Annotated in this window: 18 protein-coding genes; 8 read left to right on the top strand and 10 right to left on the bottom strand. The window is 40.8% G+C overall.

Translation table 11 applies throughout. From position 1 onward, the window contains the following. Positions 1–309: 309 nt before the first annotated feature. The 3 genes from HWQ49_RS06885 to HWQ49_RS06875 all read left to right on the top strand — a co-directional run bounded on the left by HWQ49_RS06885 (position 310) and on the right by HWQ49_RS06875 (position 2,905). The gene (locus HWQ49_RS06885) at positions 310–1,245 is read left to right on the top strand and encodes a hypothetical protein (protein ID WP_188206868.1); all 936 of its coding nucleotides are present in this window, start codon (positions 310–312) and stop codon (positions 1,243–1,245) included. A gap of 66 nt (positions 1,246–1,311) precedes the next feature. Continuing rightward, positions 1,312–1,482: a hypothetical protein gene (locus HWQ49_RS06880; protein ID WP_188206867.1), complete on the top strand. Its 171-nt coding sequence runs from the start codon at positions 1,312–1,314 to the stop codon at positions 1,480–1,482. Between the two features lie 277 nt (positions 1,483–1,759). Continuing rightward, complete coding sequence (locus tag HWQ49_RS06875; protein WP_223155048.1) at positions 1,760–2,905, top strand: YeiH family protein; 1,146 nt, start codon at positions 1,760–1,762, stop codon at positions 2,903–2,905. Positions 2,906–3,149: 244 nt separating this feature from the next. Here HWQ49_RS06875 and HWQ49_RS06870 read toward each other — a convergent pair whose 3' ends face one another. After that, positions 3,150–4,052 carry a selenium metabolism-associated LysR family transcriptional regulator gene (locus HWQ49_RS06870; protein WP_188206866.1) on the bottom strand — a complete coding sequence of 301 codons (903 nt, stop codon included), beginning with the start codon at positions 4,050–4,052 and terminating at the stop codon, positions 3,150–3,152. 344 nt (positions 4,053–4,396) lie between these two features. Further along, the gene (locus tag HWQ49_RS06865) at positions 4,397–5,095 is read right to left on the bottom strand and encodes an alpha/beta fold hydrolase (protein WP_188206865.1); all 699 of its coding nucleotides are present in this window, start codon (positions 5,093–5,095) and stop codon (positions 4,397–4,399) included. Between the two features lie 202 nt (positions 5,096–5,297). Here HWQ49_RS06865 and HWQ49_RS06860 point away from each other — a divergent pair, with 202 nt between their 5' ends. After that, positions 5,298–5,723: a hypothetical protein gene (locus tag HWQ49_RS06860; protein WP_188206864.1), complete on the top strand. Its 426-nt coding sequence runs from the start codon at positions 5,298–5,300 to the stop codon at positions 5,721–5,723. Here the strand turns inward: HWQ49_RS06860 and HWQ49_RS14875 are convergent. Both HWQ49_RS14875 and HWQ49_RS06855 read right to left on the bottom strand, forming a co-directional pair. Further along, the gene (locus HWQ49_RS14875; RefSeq protein WP_394810762.1) at positions 5,643–5,894 is read right to left on the bottom strand and encodes a CpsB/CapC family capsule biosynthesis tyrosine phosphatase; all 252 of its coding nucleotides are present in this window, start codon (positions 5,892–5,894) and stop codon (positions 5,643–5,645) included. The two genes, HWQ49_RS06860 and HWQ49_RS14875, sit on opposite strands and share 81 nt — an antisense overlap. A 126-nt stretch (positions 5,895–6,020) precedes the next feature. After that, positions 6,021–6,485 (bottom strand): hypothetical protein, encoded by a 465-nt coding sequence (locus HWQ49_RS06855; protein ID WP_188206863.1) that lies wholly within the window; start codon positions 6,483–6,485, stop codon positions 6,021–6,023. A 178-nt stretch (positions 6,486–6,663) separates the two neighbouring features. On the opposite strand from HWQ49_RS06855, the gene HWQ49_RS06850 reads away from it, so the two are divergent. Further along, positions 6,664–7,590 (top strand): stage IV sporulation protein A, encoded by a 927-nt coding sequence (locus HWQ49_RS06850; RefSeq protein ID WP_188206862.1) that lies wholly within the window; start codon positions 6,664–6,666, stop codon positions 7,588–7,590. Positions 7,591–8,047: 457 nt separating this feature from the next. Here HWQ49_RS06850 and HWQ49_RS06845 read toward each other — a convergent pair whose 3' ends face one another. Genes HWQ49_RS06845 through HWQ49_RS06830 form a run of 4 tightly spaced genes read right to left on the bottom strand, consistent with a single transcriptional unit; the run spans position 8,048 to position 12,644 of the window. Further along, complete coding sequence (locus HWQ49_RS06845) at positions 8,048–9,607, bottom strand: hydantoinase/oxoprolinase family protein (RefSeq protein WP_188206861.1); 1,560 nt, start codon at positions 9,605–9,607, stop codon at positions 8,048–8,050. Further along, positions 9,608–10,699: a DUF917 domain-containing protein gene (locus tag HWQ49_RS06840; protein WP_188206860.1), complete on the bottom strand. Its 1,092-nt coding sequence runs from the start codon at positions 10,697–10,699 to the stop codon at positions 9,608–9,610. Positions 10,700–10,712: 13 nt separating this feature from the next. After that, positions 10,713–12,017, bottom strand: a complete 1,305-nt coding sequence (locus HWQ49_RS06835; RefSeq protein WP_188206859.1) for a cytosine permease — start codon at positions 12,015–12,017, stop codon at positions 10,713–10,715. Between the two features lie 51 nt (positions 12,018–12,068). Next, on the bottom strand, positions 12,069–12,644 hold the full coding sequence (locus HWQ49_RS06830) for a TetR/AcrR family transcriptional regulator (protein ID WP_188206858.1): 576 nt from the start codon (positions 12,642–12,644) through the stop codon (positions 12,069–12,071). A 448-nt stretch (positions 12,645–13,092) separates the two neighbouring features. On the opposite strand from HWQ49_RS06830, the gene HWQ49_RS06825 reads away from it, so the two are divergent. Beyond that, a complete protein-coding gene (locus HWQ49_RS06825; protein ID WP_188206857.1) occupies positions 13,093–13,842 on the top strand; it encodes a hypothetical protein in 750 nt (249 codons plus the stop codon). A gap of 55 nt (positions 13,843–13,897) precedes the next feature. After that, positions 13,898–14,071 (top strand): hypothetical protein, encoded by a 174-nt coding sequence (locus HWQ49_RS06820; RefSeq protein ID WP_188206856.1) that lies wholly within the window; start codon positions 13,898–13,900, stop codon positions 14,069–14,071. A 4-nt stretch (positions 14,072–14,075) separates the two neighbouring features. Here HWQ49_RS06820 and HWQ49_RS06815 read toward each other — a convergent pair whose 3' ends face one another. Next, entirely contained in the window at positions 14,076–14,249 is a 174-nt protein-coding gene (locus HWQ49_RS06815) for a hypothetical protein (RefSeq protein WP_188206855.1), read from the bottom strand. Between the two features lie 117 nt (positions 14,250–14,366). Between HWQ49_RS06815 and HWQ49_RS06810 the strand changes: the two genes are divergently transcribed. Next, a complete protein-coding gene (locus HWQ49_RS06810; protein WP_188206854.1) occupies positions 14,367–14,792 on the top strand; it encodes a hypothetical protein in 426 nt (141 codons plus the stop codon). A 211-nt stretch (positions 14,793–15,003) separates the two neighbouring features. On the opposite strand, the gene HWQ49_RS06805 is transcribed toward HWQ49_RS06810, so the two are convergent. Next, complete coding sequence (locus HWQ49_RS06805) at positions 15,004–15,786, bottom strand: hypothetical protein (RefSeq protein ID WP_188206853.1); 783 nt, start codon at positions 15,784–15,786, stop codon at positions 15,004–15,006. Between the last annotated feature and the right edge of the window lie 70 nt (positions 15,787–15,856).

The following is a 15,856-nucleotide window of genomic DNA, read 5'->3' as shown; positions in this document are numbered from 1 at the left end:
TGCTTTCATCTTGAAATTATTTCGTGAGAGTGTGCTTCCAATCCGTGAGAATGCGCCTCCAATCCGTGAGAATGTGCCCCCAATCCCTGAAGAAGTGATTTGATCCGTGAAAAGACGCCTCCAATCCGTGGAGAAGTTCATTCAATCCGTGAGAATGCGCCTCTAATCCGTGGAAAAGTGCACCCAATCCGTGAAAAGGCGCCACCAATCCGTGAGAGTGCACTTCCAACCGTGAAAAAGTACACCCAATCCACACCAAAAAGTATGCTAAAATAAAAGCACAAGCACTCAAAAGGGGGAGTTGTATCCATGCAGCGCTTATTCTTATTGATCATTTTCCTCGCTGTTTTATTATCATCTTGTGGTAGTCAAACTGATAGTGATCTATCCCAATCTGATCCATCACAACCAGATAACTCAGAAGAAGCTCTAGATGAAGAGGACAACGACCATGAAGATGATCACGCCAATGACCCTCTCAATGAGGATTCCAATAATCATTCCAATGATCAAACCAATAAAGATTCCATCCAAGAACTGCCTAACCAAGTGGAGCTAAGCTATGAATCTGTCGAGCTTACTCATTTAGACCAAAATGAACCAACCAATAGTATGGAGTTAATCGATTCGCTCCCCTTAGGAGACATAGAGGATGAACAAGTCACGTTAAATGTGTATCAAGAAACGAATGAGAGTCATGCGTGTGGCAACGCTCATGAGACGCTATCATTCCTGGAGGTTAATGGGGATGTGTTTCAAATAAATGAGTGTACGTCCGATCGTATGCTGGAAGATCAGCCTGAAGAAGAACAAGCCGTATATTTATTAGACCATCGATTCAACTCAGAACAACATATACTCCATTCGGCGATTGAACTGTCGGCTAATAGTCCGGGGAGAATGCTGTATCTAATCTATGATACGAACGATGATAAATGGCTGGCGTTTGAGGACTGGGGCTCGCCGATGATAGAAGGATTGGCCGAATCGAATGATATTTTATTCGCGAACCAATTCCAAGGTGCGCATTTAGAAGGGCCCGATCTTAATTTTTATAGGTGGAATCATGGCAATCTTGAGAGAAGTATAAACATCAGTGAAACTCTCGGCATACCATCTAATCTGTTCAGTGAAATCAAATTGGAGGGAAATGCCATCAACGCTCTTGTCCATTTGGAAAGTGAAGAGCAATTAAGTGCAGAGTACAACTACAAACAGGGTGAGTTAGTTAAAGTAAATAATTAAAGCTAAAGCATGCACAACAATCAGCAAGAAGTAGACCCGAATAAATCTGAGTAAAGGAGAGGTTCGATGAAGTGGGTAGGTTTAATGTTAATGGTACTTGCGGCATTAGTCTATTGGATCGCTAAGTACGCGGATTTAGACCCCGTTTTCACTAATGCATCGATAATTTTTATAGCGATCGGCGCTGTTACGATGACTGTTGGAGTGATCAGGGCTAAAAGAAATACCTCAACTTAACAACCCTTCGTCTTAAATATCAACGCGCTTAAGATCAGTGAGCTCTCTCCAAAATTGATACCAGTACCGTTACTCTCTCCAACGCGTTTGAGATCAGTAAACCCTCTCCAACATCAAAACTTATCAATAAAAAAAGCACGCCTGGAATCCACTAAAACCTCCAGACGTGCTTTTTGCTACCGTATAAATTTTATCTATTCCCCCTATAAAAAATCACAATGACGATTGCCAGCCATCCTATGGTAAGTTTGATAGAGAAGATCGTAGGAGGGTCATCATGATGCAAACATTCACAGCTAACGCTAAAAAAATCACACCCGGAATCATCTTATGTATCGCCATCGTCCTTATCGGCATTTTAATCTCAGACCTATTAGGCGGATGGATCAACCAACTACAAGGCCTACCAGAAGCCAGTAAAAGTCCAATCTCATCTATTTTCGTCGCCATCGTGATCGGCCTACTCATTCGTAACCTCATCGGATTACACGAAACATTCCAAGCAGGCGTCACCTTTTCAATCAAATTCATTCTAAAATTCGGAATCATTTTATTAGGCATTCGCCTAAGCTTCATCGACGTCATCAAGCTTGGCGCATGGGGCATACCGATTATCCTCATCTGCGTCATGACCGGACTGATCGTGACATTATGGTTCACCAACCGGCTCAATCAATCGCACAGACTCGGCTCATTAATTGCCGCTGGAACCGGCATCTGCGGCGTCACTGCCATAGTCGCCATTACACCCGGCATCAAGGCCAACGACGAAGAGGTCGCCTATGCAATTGCCAACATCACCCTGTTCGGAATCATCGCGATGTTCGCCTATCCCTATCTAGCATTCTACCTGTTCTCAGACGATCCGATTCGCGCAGGGCTATTCTTAGGAACATCGATTCACGAAACCGCCCAAGTAGCCGGCGCATCACTAATCTACTTTCAGGCATTTGGCATCGATCAAGTCATTGAAACCGCGACGATTACCAAACTAACACGAAACGTCCTAATCATCGCCGTCGTCCCGCTATTGTCGTACTATTATTTAAAAAATCGCAATCGAAACTCAAGCACGTCAAAAGCCGACGCAAAAAAATGGTACCAGCTCATCCCACTATTCGTCATCGGATTCCTAATCGTCGCCGTCATCCGTTCAATCGGCGACGCTGGAGTAGACTACCAAGGCTTAGCATTCGGTACCCTACAAGAAGACACATGGAAAAACCTAACATCCAGCATCAGTACCTTTAGCTCAACCTACTTACTAGGAATCGCCATGGCCGGAGTCGGACTATCCACCAACCTAGCCGTCTTCAAAGGACTCGGCTACAAACCATTCATCATCGGCCTAGTCGCTTCGATCACAGTCACCCTCGTCGCCCTAACCATGGTCACCCTACTAGGCGGACTCATTCAACTATAAAAAAAAGATAATCCGGCGAACGCCGGATTATTTCATTCTCGCCGAATTAAGAAGCCACTTCGCATTAATCAGTACGCTCAATCCGTGAAATCAGATGCTCAATCCGTGAAAGGGGGTGCTCAATCCGTGAGAATAGCCCTCCAATCCGTGAAAGGGGGTGCTCAATCCGTGAGAAAGGCCCTCTAATCCGTGAAAAGGGGTGCTCAATCCGTGAGAAAGGCCCTCCAATCCGTAAAAACACCCTTCAAACCAACCGATCATAATCATGCTGCTTCACCATATGACAAAACAGCTCTTCAATCGGACGCATCACCTTCGTCCGGTGCGAGGCAATATAAAACTGACGCTTCAACTCGCCCTCCGCAAAAGGGTGAACATCCAACAGACCAAGCTCGAGCTCCTTTTTCACACAACGCTTGGAAATAATCGACACACCCAACTCGTTAATCACCGCGTTCTTAATCGCTTCGGTGCTGCCAAGCTCTAGCGTCACATCAAACTGGCCAACACCCAATCCAAACCGCTTAAACAATGATTCCACCTCGGCCCGTGTGCCCGACCCTGGCTCTCGGAGAATTAAAGGAACATTCTTAAGATCCTCCAACGAAATCGCACCAGCATTATCAAAATAACCCTGACTCGAAATCAACACCAACTCATCATCAGTAAACGGCTCAATCTGTAAAAAATCATGCTCAACATGCGTCTCGATTAAGCCGATATCAATTTGATGATTCGCAATCCGATCAATAATTGTATTCGTGTTCAAAATCTCAGCACTAACATGGATCAACGGATAATGCTCATTAACTTCCTTTAAAATATTCGGCAAAATAAACTCACCGATCGTTAAACTACAAGCCATTTTCAAATCGCCGTAAACTTGGTTGCCAAGTTTTTCAATATCACTCTGCGCTTGATCATTTAATCGCACAATCTCAAGCGCGTGCTGATAAAGTATCTGCCCCGACTGGGTGAGTGCGATTCCCTTATGATGGCGATCAAATAATAACGTGTTCAAATGCTTCTCCAAACTTTTTACATGAGTCGTCACAGTCGGCTGCGTCAAATACAACGCCTCACTCGCCTTAGAAAAACTCTCCAACTCCACAACATAAATAAACGACTTCAGCTGATTATAATTCATGACCATCAACCTCACTTACTTTAAAAAATTCCCGTCCAAATCTATCTCATTCATTATGCCATAATTTCACCGAAAAGACTTGCCCAAACAAGTGGGGGATCGATCTCAATTCCACCTCGCGCGACCATCCAGCGACACTTTAAACTCGCACATCGCTCGCCAATCAACAGTCACCACACCCACTCACGCACAAAAAAAGAACGCCCAGAAGCCAACAACCCCCAAGCGCACTCTCCTATGTAAAACACCAACTTAACCTACCACAAACGACTTCCATCCTCGAAAATCCCCCGAACCCGCAACACCCACCGACAACTCCAAACACCCTGTAATCCCCAAAAAACCTAACAATCCTTAGCAACCCGGTCCAACAACAACGCCGTCTCCCCAGGCATCGACTCATTCGGATTATGCCCAGTCGGCAGCTCAAAATACCCCCAACCAAGCTCCTTCGCGCGACTCGCCATCTGCTCAACCACCTGGTAAAGCGGCAAATCCTCTCGTCCCGTACACGCCACATAACACCGTTTCAACTTCTCAGCATCAGGATTCCCCAATTTCAAAGGCTGCGTGAACGTCTTCAGAGGATGCGCCGAAAACCTAGAATCAGAAGCAGGCGAGACAGGGTAAGGAACCTTCCAACCATCACCGTAAGCGTCGGCCAACTCCTCAATCTGCTCGATCAATGCCTCATCATATACATCCGTCACCGCCTGGCCGTCTTCGAATGGCACAAGCGCATCCACATAAATCAAACGCCCAATTCGCTCAGGAATCCACTCGGCCACCCCCGTCGCCACCCAGCCACCATAACTATGACCGACTAGCAACACATCCTGTAAATCCTCATACAAAATCACATTCACAATATCCTCAACATGCGTATCCAAATCCGTCTCTCGCGTCGCCAAATGCGTCCGGTCACCCAGCCCCGTTAAAGACGGCGTATAAACATCATGCCCTAGCTTCCGCAAACCAGCTGCTGTATCCTTCCAATACCAACCACCATCCCAAGCACCATGCACAATGACAAAATCTCTCATCCATATCCTCCTAGTCAAATCGATTGCGAAATAAGTTATTTAAATTTTAACATATTTCTAAAAACTATAGGTGAAACAAATTCCCTCATAAAACGTCAATATACTAGGAGGTGATCTTATCAAAAAGCTAACCGCATTACTCACACTACTACTCTTATTCGGTTGTGGAATAGGGGAGGGAACCACAGGAGCAGGCCCAGACATGCCTGAAGATGTACCTGATGACTTCAACTTCCACGTCAAATTCGGCATCCAAAGTAAAAACGAAATCAACACATTCGAAAATACCGTCACCAAGGACCTAATCGAAGACGGCACCGAAACAACCGACATCACCTTCACCGACGAAGAAATCACCGACATCTACGAAAAAATGAAAGACATTAACATCATGGAAAATAAACAACTCGAACCGAAAAATCCCGACTGCATGCAAACACCACACACCGAAGACGAATGGAAAATCGAAATGGACGGTGAAATCCAAACACACGCCTGGTCAGGAGAATACTGCGATCCCACTAAAGACGCCCAACAATTAAAAGAACTACGCGACGACATCTTCCACCTCGTCAAAAATAAACAAGCCTATCAAGAACTGCCAGAGCCAACAGGTGGGTATGATTAAAAAAACACGTCGGACCACTTTCCGACGTGTTCTACCTAAAAAATTCCTAATAGCTTCTTCTTTCGTTGCACTTCCATCGGCAACCGCAACCAGAGCCATCTCTAGACTGTCATCAAGCGTATTCGCTCCATCATCAGCCCCAGGTGAAATATGACTATGTAAATCTATCATCAAATCCTCCTATGTAATGTAAGTCTCATCGTTTGCGAAAACGATGAGACCTCTAAATCTATAATCCTATTAATAGAGTGCAAACGTCGGATGAGGTTCACTCACAGCGCGCAACTTTCTATAACTTTAATAGCTCTGACTCCTACTATCCGATGAAAACACCCAGATAAAGAATGCAACTAAAAATAAAAACACAAGAGAAAGAGCCGCATAATAGATCAATAATTTACCTCCAACAAATAAAAACCATCCGAATAATAAAACTTGAGAAACTGCTAACAAAAAGCGAAGTACTTTACTTGGAGTAGTATCTTCTTGTTTGAAAGATAAAAAATTGCTAATCCCCATCCACATAAATAATAAACAAGCTCCAAAATACATTATTGCTGGTAATATAACATTTAACCAAATATTAAATGATTCTTCTTCAGCAAATATGTTATCAATACTTAATGAGATAAATTGAGTTAATGGAATATGAGATAAATTAATTGAAAGATTCTGTGCAATAAAAGCCAAAATGAAACAAGCAAAAATAACTATTAACTGAACGACATGATTACTAAATATTTTTTGTCCCACATCTAACATGTAAGGCCTCCTTTTTTATACAAAATCAATATATGCAATATGAGAATAAAATAGGACAAAGGTATAGGTGAAGTTTGAATCTCAGTTATAAAATACAACTAATTCCATAAATATGTATATTAGTAATGTTAATAGTTAGGTCTAAAGTAGTGATGATTTATTCGGAGGAGGAAGAAAGTTGAAAAACGAATTATTATTAGAATGTGCAGCCCTAAATGACGGTGAAGTTACTTTTTGTGTGGTAGGACCCGTGAGGACAGGAAAATCGTTGTTTACTAAAAAGTGGGAATATTACTTGTCCAGTATGGAAGAAAATGATGTACTAGCGGAAAGTAAATCCGGGAGGGAGGTATGCACGAAAGAAATTCTCATGAGTAGTCTGGATACTATTAGAGTTAGTGAAGACTTAATATTAAATCCAAAAATATTACAATGTGTCGGTAGTAAGGTTCATGGGACATCTGGACTTCGGGGAGAAAAGATTAAACTGTATGATAATAGAGCCCCTGTTCCCAAAGAACAACTGATACCGATGCAAGTAGAGAGAGCGATAACTGAGAAATCTGAGTATGGTTTTGTAGTAACAACAGATGGTTCTATCGATACCCTTCCGAGATTTGCATTCATTGATGCAGAGCATGAAACCATTAGTATCATGAAAAAGTCAGAAAAGCCATTTGTAGTGTTGCTTAACACTCTTGATCCAGACGCAGACCATGTAAAAGAGATAGTAACTGATCTTATTAATAAATACAAAATAAGGGTCATCCCATGCAATATACTTCAAGCTACAGAAACAGAGATGAATGAAATCTTCAGTACTTTACTAAATTCATATCCAGTTAAAGAACTAAATGTAAATATACCCTTAAATGTAATGAAACTAGAGGAAGAGCACCCACTAAGAATGAGATTCACCAATGCAATAAAAAGTATTATTACTAACTTGTACGATACCACTTCCATTGAGCTTGTGATAGATGGTTTTAATGAATTGGATTTTATTAAACGAACAGAGATAGATTACTATGACAAGAAGCTAGGAACTTTAGAAATATCTTTGTATGCTAGTGATGAGATTGAAGCGCGAGTTGAAGAGAATTAATGTAGTAGGAGTTAAGGAATAGGAACTAACTGTAAAGCTGAAGCCCACCAATTTAAAGTTGTGGTGGGGGCATGTTTGCCCAAAAGTTATAAATGCTGATTAACCAAAAAGCTGAAAAAACATCAAAATAAAACTCTTTATCCATTCGTAGTCACGGCGTTTTAATCAAATAAAAGCGTTCGCAACAGAGATATACAGCTCTACGATACAGTAGATGAAGGTGAACAGCAGGGGTGGTCCTACCGAATACGTATGTGATTGGTGTATGAGTCAAATTAAAAATGTAGATTTCTCACTTAATTTATGGAGGTTAGTGAAAAAGTCACACAAATAATAAAACTCACCTTGCCAACCCCACCTAACAGTGTGTTCAAGGTTTTCACCTTATTACCTATCCTCTTATAAAAGCCGTTCAGCCTTGTTTAACAAAACCGAACGGCTCTTAAAATATTTTCACTTACTCCGCTAACGTCCCAGCTGCTTTTGCTCGAATTTTTGTCGCGTTTCCGGGTAAATAGGCGAGTGGAACGTCTTCAAAGTCCACAATTTCAAGGTCTTCTGGTGAGGCGCCTGCTTGAATGGCTTCATCTTTGGCCATTTTCTTCGCAAGTTCTAGTGTTTCTTCTCTTCCTAATTCATCTAATGTAAAGACGCGTTCAATTTGTCCACTAACCTGCGCAATGGCAGATCCGATGGCGTTTGCTACACCAAAATGGTTCGGACGGTGGACAACTGAGGCACCTTCTAATTGATCTGGAAGTAAAATGCTTCCTCCACCAACTAATATAACAGGTATCGGATCGGCACTCGTTTTCATTCGGTCGATCGCTTCTTCGACCTGCTGTACTAACGTTTGGTAGGCTTGGTTGATTAAGTCTGGGTCTAAGTCAGCAACGAGATTAGGATCGCCGACTGAAGCCAGCCCCTTAGCAACGATAACATCTGTCGTCGTTAGTGTGTTTCCACCAAAGACGTAGGCTTCTTCTTGAAGACGATAACCCACACTGTCTGGTCCTAGAGTGACGGTTCCATCTTCAGATTGGCGTACAATGGTACCACCACCAATACCGATGGATGTAATATCAGGCATTCTAAAATTGGTTCTAACCCCGCCAATTTCAACGGCTAATGACGACTGACGTGGGAATGAGCTAACTAACACACCAATATCCGTAGTCGTACCACCTACATCGACCACTAGCGCATCAGACTGGTTGGTTAAATAAGAAGCACCACGAATACTGTTCGTCGGTCCACAAGCGATGGTTAAGATCGGATATTTGACCGTGTATTCAACCGACATTAAGGTACCATCATTCTGTCCAAAGAAGACTTTCGCATCGACGCCTTCTTCTTTTAATGCGTTAATAAACCCGTTAGCCGTGCTGCGTGCTACATTGACCACAGCTGCATTTAAAATCGTGGCATTTTCACGTTCAAGTAGTCCAACACTGCCGATTTCACTTGATAAGGAAAGGGCGACTTCATCTCCTAAAACTTCCTGTAGGATTCGTTGAGCAACTTGTTCATGTTCTGGTGAAACCGGTGAAAACACAGAGGTAATCGCTACAGAATCAACATTCCCTTTTAATTCATGAGCGATCTCATATAATTTTTCGGTATCCAAATCCGCAATCTGCCGTCCATCGAATTCGTGGCCGCCATGAACAATATGTACATGCTGACCTAAGATGTCTCTTAAATCATCGGGGACGCCGACTAGCGGTTTAATACCTAAAGTAGCCGGTGCTCCAATTCGAATGACCGCTACGTTATTCAGTCGTTTACGTTCGACGATGGCATTGGTACAGTGAGTCGTACCAAGCATGGCATAACGAATATCTTCTTTTGGAACATCTGAAGAAGCTATGATTGTCTTAACCGCGTTATAGATTCCAGAGCTAACGTCTTCAGTGGTTGGTTCTTTTGTTTCTGAGATGACATTAAAGTGTTGATCTAACACGACGGCATCTGTGTGTGTACCGCCAACATCAATTCCGATCCGATAGTTACCCAATTACTTCCCCTCCTTTTGGTTCAGTTCTTCAACAGGTGTATATTCCACATCATAGCCAAAGTAACCAGGTCCAGCAGTGGCAATACCTTTGTCTGTTCGCCACTTGGCATCACATGGCATTCCGATTACAATACAACGAGCTCCATAACGTAAACCTTCTGTGGTAATGGGCATACCTGTTTCAGCATCAAGCACGGCTATTAAATCAGGCGTGACACACAACACATCGTCTCCAGAAGTGGCGATCAAATGCTCGTTTTGAAAGCTTAGTGTGAGTTCACGACCGTTGTACTCATGAATGCCGTCGATTTTGGCTGTTCCTCTCGCAAAACCTGTTTCGGTTTTACGGTTAATATCTTTTACTTTCCCTTGAAACAATTCATAACCATTCGTGATGTCTAAGACAGAGTGGACAGGGTTATAGTTCTTTTCTTTAGCTTCTCGAATACTTCGTCCAATATTTTCTTCTAGAGTTAATGTATTTCGGATTGATGACTGTTTCATCTCCTGCCCCTTCATTGGATAAATCGCAAGCATGACCGATCCACCCATTTCGATCGTTGCACCACGAGCCAGTCGTTCTGCCCAGACACTGTCAATCGTATTAAGTACCATTCCATTGCCTTTTTCATCTGATAAAACCATAGGTGTGGCACTCATCCCATCTAAATAGAAGGTCACCATTTGAAGCTCAGGGAATGCTCGTCCCATTCCATCAGCATCTACAACAGGAAGTCCTTGACGCGCGGCTAAAGCAAATGGAAGAAGGGAATTGACCCCGCCAGCTTCAATCGGCATCGTCGCATAAATCTCAGTTGATAGATTATCCTTTAAGGACTGAAATGCGGTTACTGCTTCCTCACCACTAGGAATCTTTTCAACCATAACAGTTGGGGCACCCATCATAGCCGATGGGACAATCACCGCGTCATCTGGAACTTCTTCAGGATCTAATAGTTTAATAGGTCCATGTTCTTCAATAGCTTGTAGCGCCATTAATTTCCCAATATACGGATCACCACCTCCACCTGTTCCAAGTAAGGCGGCACCAATTGCTATATCTTCTACTTCTTGTTTTCCTAATAAACGCATGTTTATCCTCCTTTTAGTTGGTTACTGCATTCGGTGTTTTAACTAATAACACTTTCGCGACAACTGTTTGTAGTGCAAATGCGACTAAGAATGCATCAAAACCAGAAGCACCTGTAATGGTGAACCATCCAAAGCCATCTGGTTGAGGTGTGGTCATAAATGCCACTAATGCAGCTGCGACCCAAACGACAACACTCGGGACATTCACATTAACCATTTGATCTAAGTTATCAAAGCTATATTTTGACTTATTTACTAAGTAATCCGCGACGTAGATCCCGCCAATCGGTGGAATTAAAATACTTAGGAAATTTAAGAAAGGAATAAAATTATCATAAATGCCACCAACAGCCATTAACGTTCCAATCGTCCCAGCGATAATGGTTAAGACGTATTTCGGTGTATTCTTGAAAATAGCCGAGAAACCAAGAGCCGATGAATATAAGTTATTATCATTCGTTGTCCACTGAGCTAAAATCAATACCAATAAAGCACCTGTACCCCAACCTAAACCAAGCATGATCGCTACGATGTCTGTTTCTGTGGTGAATTTAGCTAAAACAGCAGAAGCAACTAACACTAAACTAAACCCAGCAAAGTAACCGACAAATGAAGAAATCACCGCATCTTTAGTCGATTTGGCATAACGGGAAATATCAGGCCCGATAATCGCCCCGACAGCTAGAGAACCGATGATCAATGAAACGGATACCCCAACGGATAACGGATCACCGAATAAATTCCCACTAACAGAATTAGCTTCTGAACTGCCTCCTACACGAATTAAAGAAGCGACAATTAAAATCGCAAGAAGCGGAACCGCTAATAAACTTAACTTCTCAATCGCTTTATAACCAATTACAGCCGTTGTCGTCATCAAAATTCCACCGATGACCACTAGCAATTTAGGTGGTACGTCAATCCCGAATGTGTTCTGAATCACGTTCGCTAAACTCGCACCGAAAAGGTCTAACTGAACGCCAAACCAACCAAATAAGGATAAGGCAATCACGATCGACACCGCATACGCCCCGTACCGACCCAGTGCAAAAGTGGAAACCAAAGCAGTCGGCAGGTTGGTTTTCGCCCCGACAACACTACACAAAGCACTCAAACATGCTAAAAGGAAAGTTCCGATCAATGTTGCAATGATTGCCTGTGACATCGTTAAGCCACCCGCTAGTGTTCCTCCAAGAACAATCGCCGATAAAGCAACGATTCCCCCTAACCATACAATAGATAACTTGACCCAGCCCTTACGTTTATGTTCAGGCACGGGTTCTCGTTCATAATCTTTAACTAATTTTTTCTCAGCCATTTTAAATCCCCCGATCACGCTAATTTTTTTCAATAACTCTCTAAAATCACGCTAACTTTTAATACCATTCCAAAATAAATTAAACATAAGATCCATTCGTTGATTCATCTCATCAAAACTATACCTTTGCATCTCCCAAAACAGCCCATCCATCAACCCTTGAAACGTCGTAGCCAATTGCCTAGGATCCTGATCCACAATCTCATCGGCATTTATCCCATGGTGGAAAATTTGGTAGAGTACATTAAACTCACCTTGTTCCATTTCAGCAAATCTTTCTCGAATATCTTCTTCAAGAAAATCTGGTGGGAAAATCATCAGCCGAATTAAAAACTTAGACTTCAAATCCTCTTTATATTGAAATTCAATGGTAGATTTCAAGATATTGTATAACTGATCTTTAGCTGGTAGATCATGATTGACTTGTGACTCAACCACCGATAGATGGCCATCTAACAAATCATGGTAAATCGCGACAAACAAATCTTCTTTCCCTTTAAAGAAAGCATAGACAGAAGGCGGTTTAATCCCAACCTCATTCGCAATTTCCTTCATCGTCATCCCTAAAAAGCCTTGTTCAGCAAATAACTTAGTAGCAGCTAACTTAATCTTCTCTTTCGTTGACATAGCCCCTCCCCGTCAAACACCTAACTAATATTCGTTAGGTAAAATAGATAAAAAAAGATTTTACCCCATGTCTTTTTATAACCACCACCTTTAATTCTGAATATTTAGGTACTTTTGAAATTAAATTTAAAGGCTATCTTAGCATAGCGATTAACTGAATACAATGTTTTTTCTGAAAAAAGTTTAAGTAAGCGTTTTCTTTTGGGGGACGGGGTTTTGTGGGGGGTGGTAGGTCTGATTAGTTGGTTAAGTAATATCTAAACTCAACATAATAAGTATATTAAGAATTTACAGCACTGTTGGAGGAATTTTGTATTTTAGTGTCGAATAAGATAATAAAATACGTAGGAAAGTTTTGGTATAAATGAATAAAAGTAGATTCTTTCAATTTGTAAATCGTATAATCGATAGGATGGATGAAATAAGACAAGAGGTTTATTTTATATTAATGATAGTAACTATACCAATTGCTATTGGATTAGGGTTTTATATGTATTGTGTTTACAAGAATAATCCAATGTTCGAAAATCCTTCTACGATCACTGAACATTTCGCAAGGCCAATTTTTATTGGTATGCTAACTACACTTCTCGTTTTGGGATTTGGGGTTTTATTCGCTAACCTAATCATTATGATTCCTATTAAACGAATTAAACTTTTCAAAATGGAAATGGAGTTTAATTCATATACAACAAAAGGAAAAGAGGTAGCTAACCAATTCCTTTATTCATCGACAATGCTACATAATCATGTAGAGAATGTCAGGTATTTAATGGCTAATAACTTTACTGATTTAGTTGAAGTGTTGCAGTTCCTTACCAGTAGCTATAAAGATTATGTTCTACAATATGGTGATGGGTTAGCCCTAACAATTGATGTAGTTGTAGCTTCAGAGCTAAGAGGGAGAGAAGAGAAGAAAATATATAAATCAATTAAGCAACAACATGTTATAAAGTCCAACACCGCGTATACCAATAGGTTAATAAGGGGCGAGAATGTTCTATTAGGAATTGTCTCAGCAAGCACAACAGATGAAGCTGTTATGATCGTACGTAGAGAGTATAATCATCCATTTGATATCTATGATCAGGAGACATTTGAGAGCATTCTTGGTTATACAATGATATTACATGATGCTATCGTTATGTTACAATTATTAAAAGATAACAACATCCTGGATTCAGGTAGTGAGGGCTAAGCACTTTGTGCATAAGGAATATTATGGTATAATATAAATTGAAGGAGGGGTTTCTATGAAAGTGGATGAACAAGAAAAACCTATCCATGTAGATCAACAGAAGAAATTGTCTCCCAAGGAACGAATATCACAAAAATACGGAATAAACAAACAGTCCGAACAACAAAGTGGACGAGCTAGGTCCATCAATGAATTATATAATCTTAGATATAAGAAGAAGTTCCGTTGATTGATTAATCATCGGAGCTTTTTTTGATGTCTTGTGGGTCTGGATAGAACGAAGAGAAAGGGCAAGCTATCCTTTCTTTTTGTTGAAAGTGAAATCCGTTAAAGAATCTCATACCGTGTTCGGATTGTTTTTGATTAAGGTATCGATTTTCTATATATTTCTTTTTATTATTAACCATCGTTACACCCCAACTTTCACTTAGGTACTGTTATCTTATGAGTGGAAATTGATTTTTATCCAATTAATGACGCTTTCTTAGATCGTGTCTGTTTTAATGAAAGGGGTAGCTGTGAATATGAATAGAAAGCTAATTTTAAACGAAAATTACATACCTCTCCCATGTCATCAGGACGATGAGGTTTTTGCTAATGGTATATTTAATTTTAATATCTCGCGTATGATAGAGCAGATTCATTCTGGTACGCTTTCTGTTAAGAGTGAACGGATTGATGTGAAAGACTGGTTCAACGCTCATCCCCACCCTTCTATAAATGAAGAGCACCTTCCAAACGTTGACTTAACAAATCCAGTTATTCAAGTAGAAATTAGACCTGGTCATTATTCAATTATTGATGGCAACCACCGAATGGAAAAGGCTTACCGGGAAGGCGTTCAATTTGTCGATTCATACAAGCTGAATGGCGAGCAGCTAGTTCCGTTTTTTATAGATCACATGGGGTATAGGGCATTTGTGGATTATTGGAATTCTAAGTTAGTTTAGAAATTTTGATCCATTTGATTGAGATATCCATGACCATTCTACATTAATTTAAATAGACAAGCTGATCTATTAGAGTAGTGAGACTCTACTAGATCAGCTTTTTGTTTTTGTTAATTATTGTACGGTTGTTGCACCGGTTAAAAGATTTATCAATGATGATTTGACGCTAGGGATTTGAAGGAAAGGCGAAGTTTTTACCGAGTGAAGGGATCTAAAATATGGGACGACCTCTGTTACGAACTCTCATTTTATTAATTTCCCGTCGAACTTGTTCGAGAAAATCTTCTTTCAAGTTGATCGCCATGTCGATTAGCTGGTGTTCTTGTTCGATCGTTAGGTTGCGTTCTTCAAACTTGATGCCGTTTCCTCTGATCCATGCAATGTAATATTTTATATGATATTGATTTATATTTTTATTAGAGTACAGGACCAGTTTATATAAGTATTCTTTATTATGCTCATGCTTAAAAGGTGCTTCTCTTATTCTATTTATGATTGGTTCCTTCCTTTGACGATTTGCTTCTTCTCTTACATGTTCTGGTGGATCCAGATAGTATTGAATGTACTGTGCTGTTTTGTTGATTTGATTCGCTATGTATGTAATGGTGTACCCATAATCTGATATTAGAGTGTTGATAAGCTTGTTCCGATCATACCAATCAGTAATTGAATCTCTTATCATCCACTTCAACGTCTGTAAATATTTCTGACCATCGGAAAGAGATCGGTAAGCTTTGCATTTCACAAGAATATTAGGCTTATGTACTTTCTGATAGGCATAGAAGGTTGTGTACTCACCAATCACTTGATAACGTCCGGTTTCAGGTTTGAACACGACTTCAGGTAGTATTGAGGCTGATTGTTCATGAGCAACCTTCCATTCTTCAGCTTCTAGTTTTGACTTCGAGATCGATAAGTCCTCGACAAATGGTACCATCATTTCCACATTAATAAATATACCTAGATTCCTGATCAATTCATGGTTGTTCGTCATAGGTAGTCAGTCCTTTCACTAATAACCTATGAACTTGGAGGCTTGTCCTAGTATGTCGATTTGTGAATTG

The organism is Alkalibacillus aidingensis (genome assembly GCF_014595945.1).
Lineage (GTDB): Bacteria > Bacillota > Bacilli > Bacillales > Alkalibacillaceae > Alkalibacillus > Alkalibacillus aidingensis.
The sequence above is the reverse complement of the archived record's forward strand: the minus strand, read 5'-3'. Positions and strand labels throughout refer to the sequence as shown.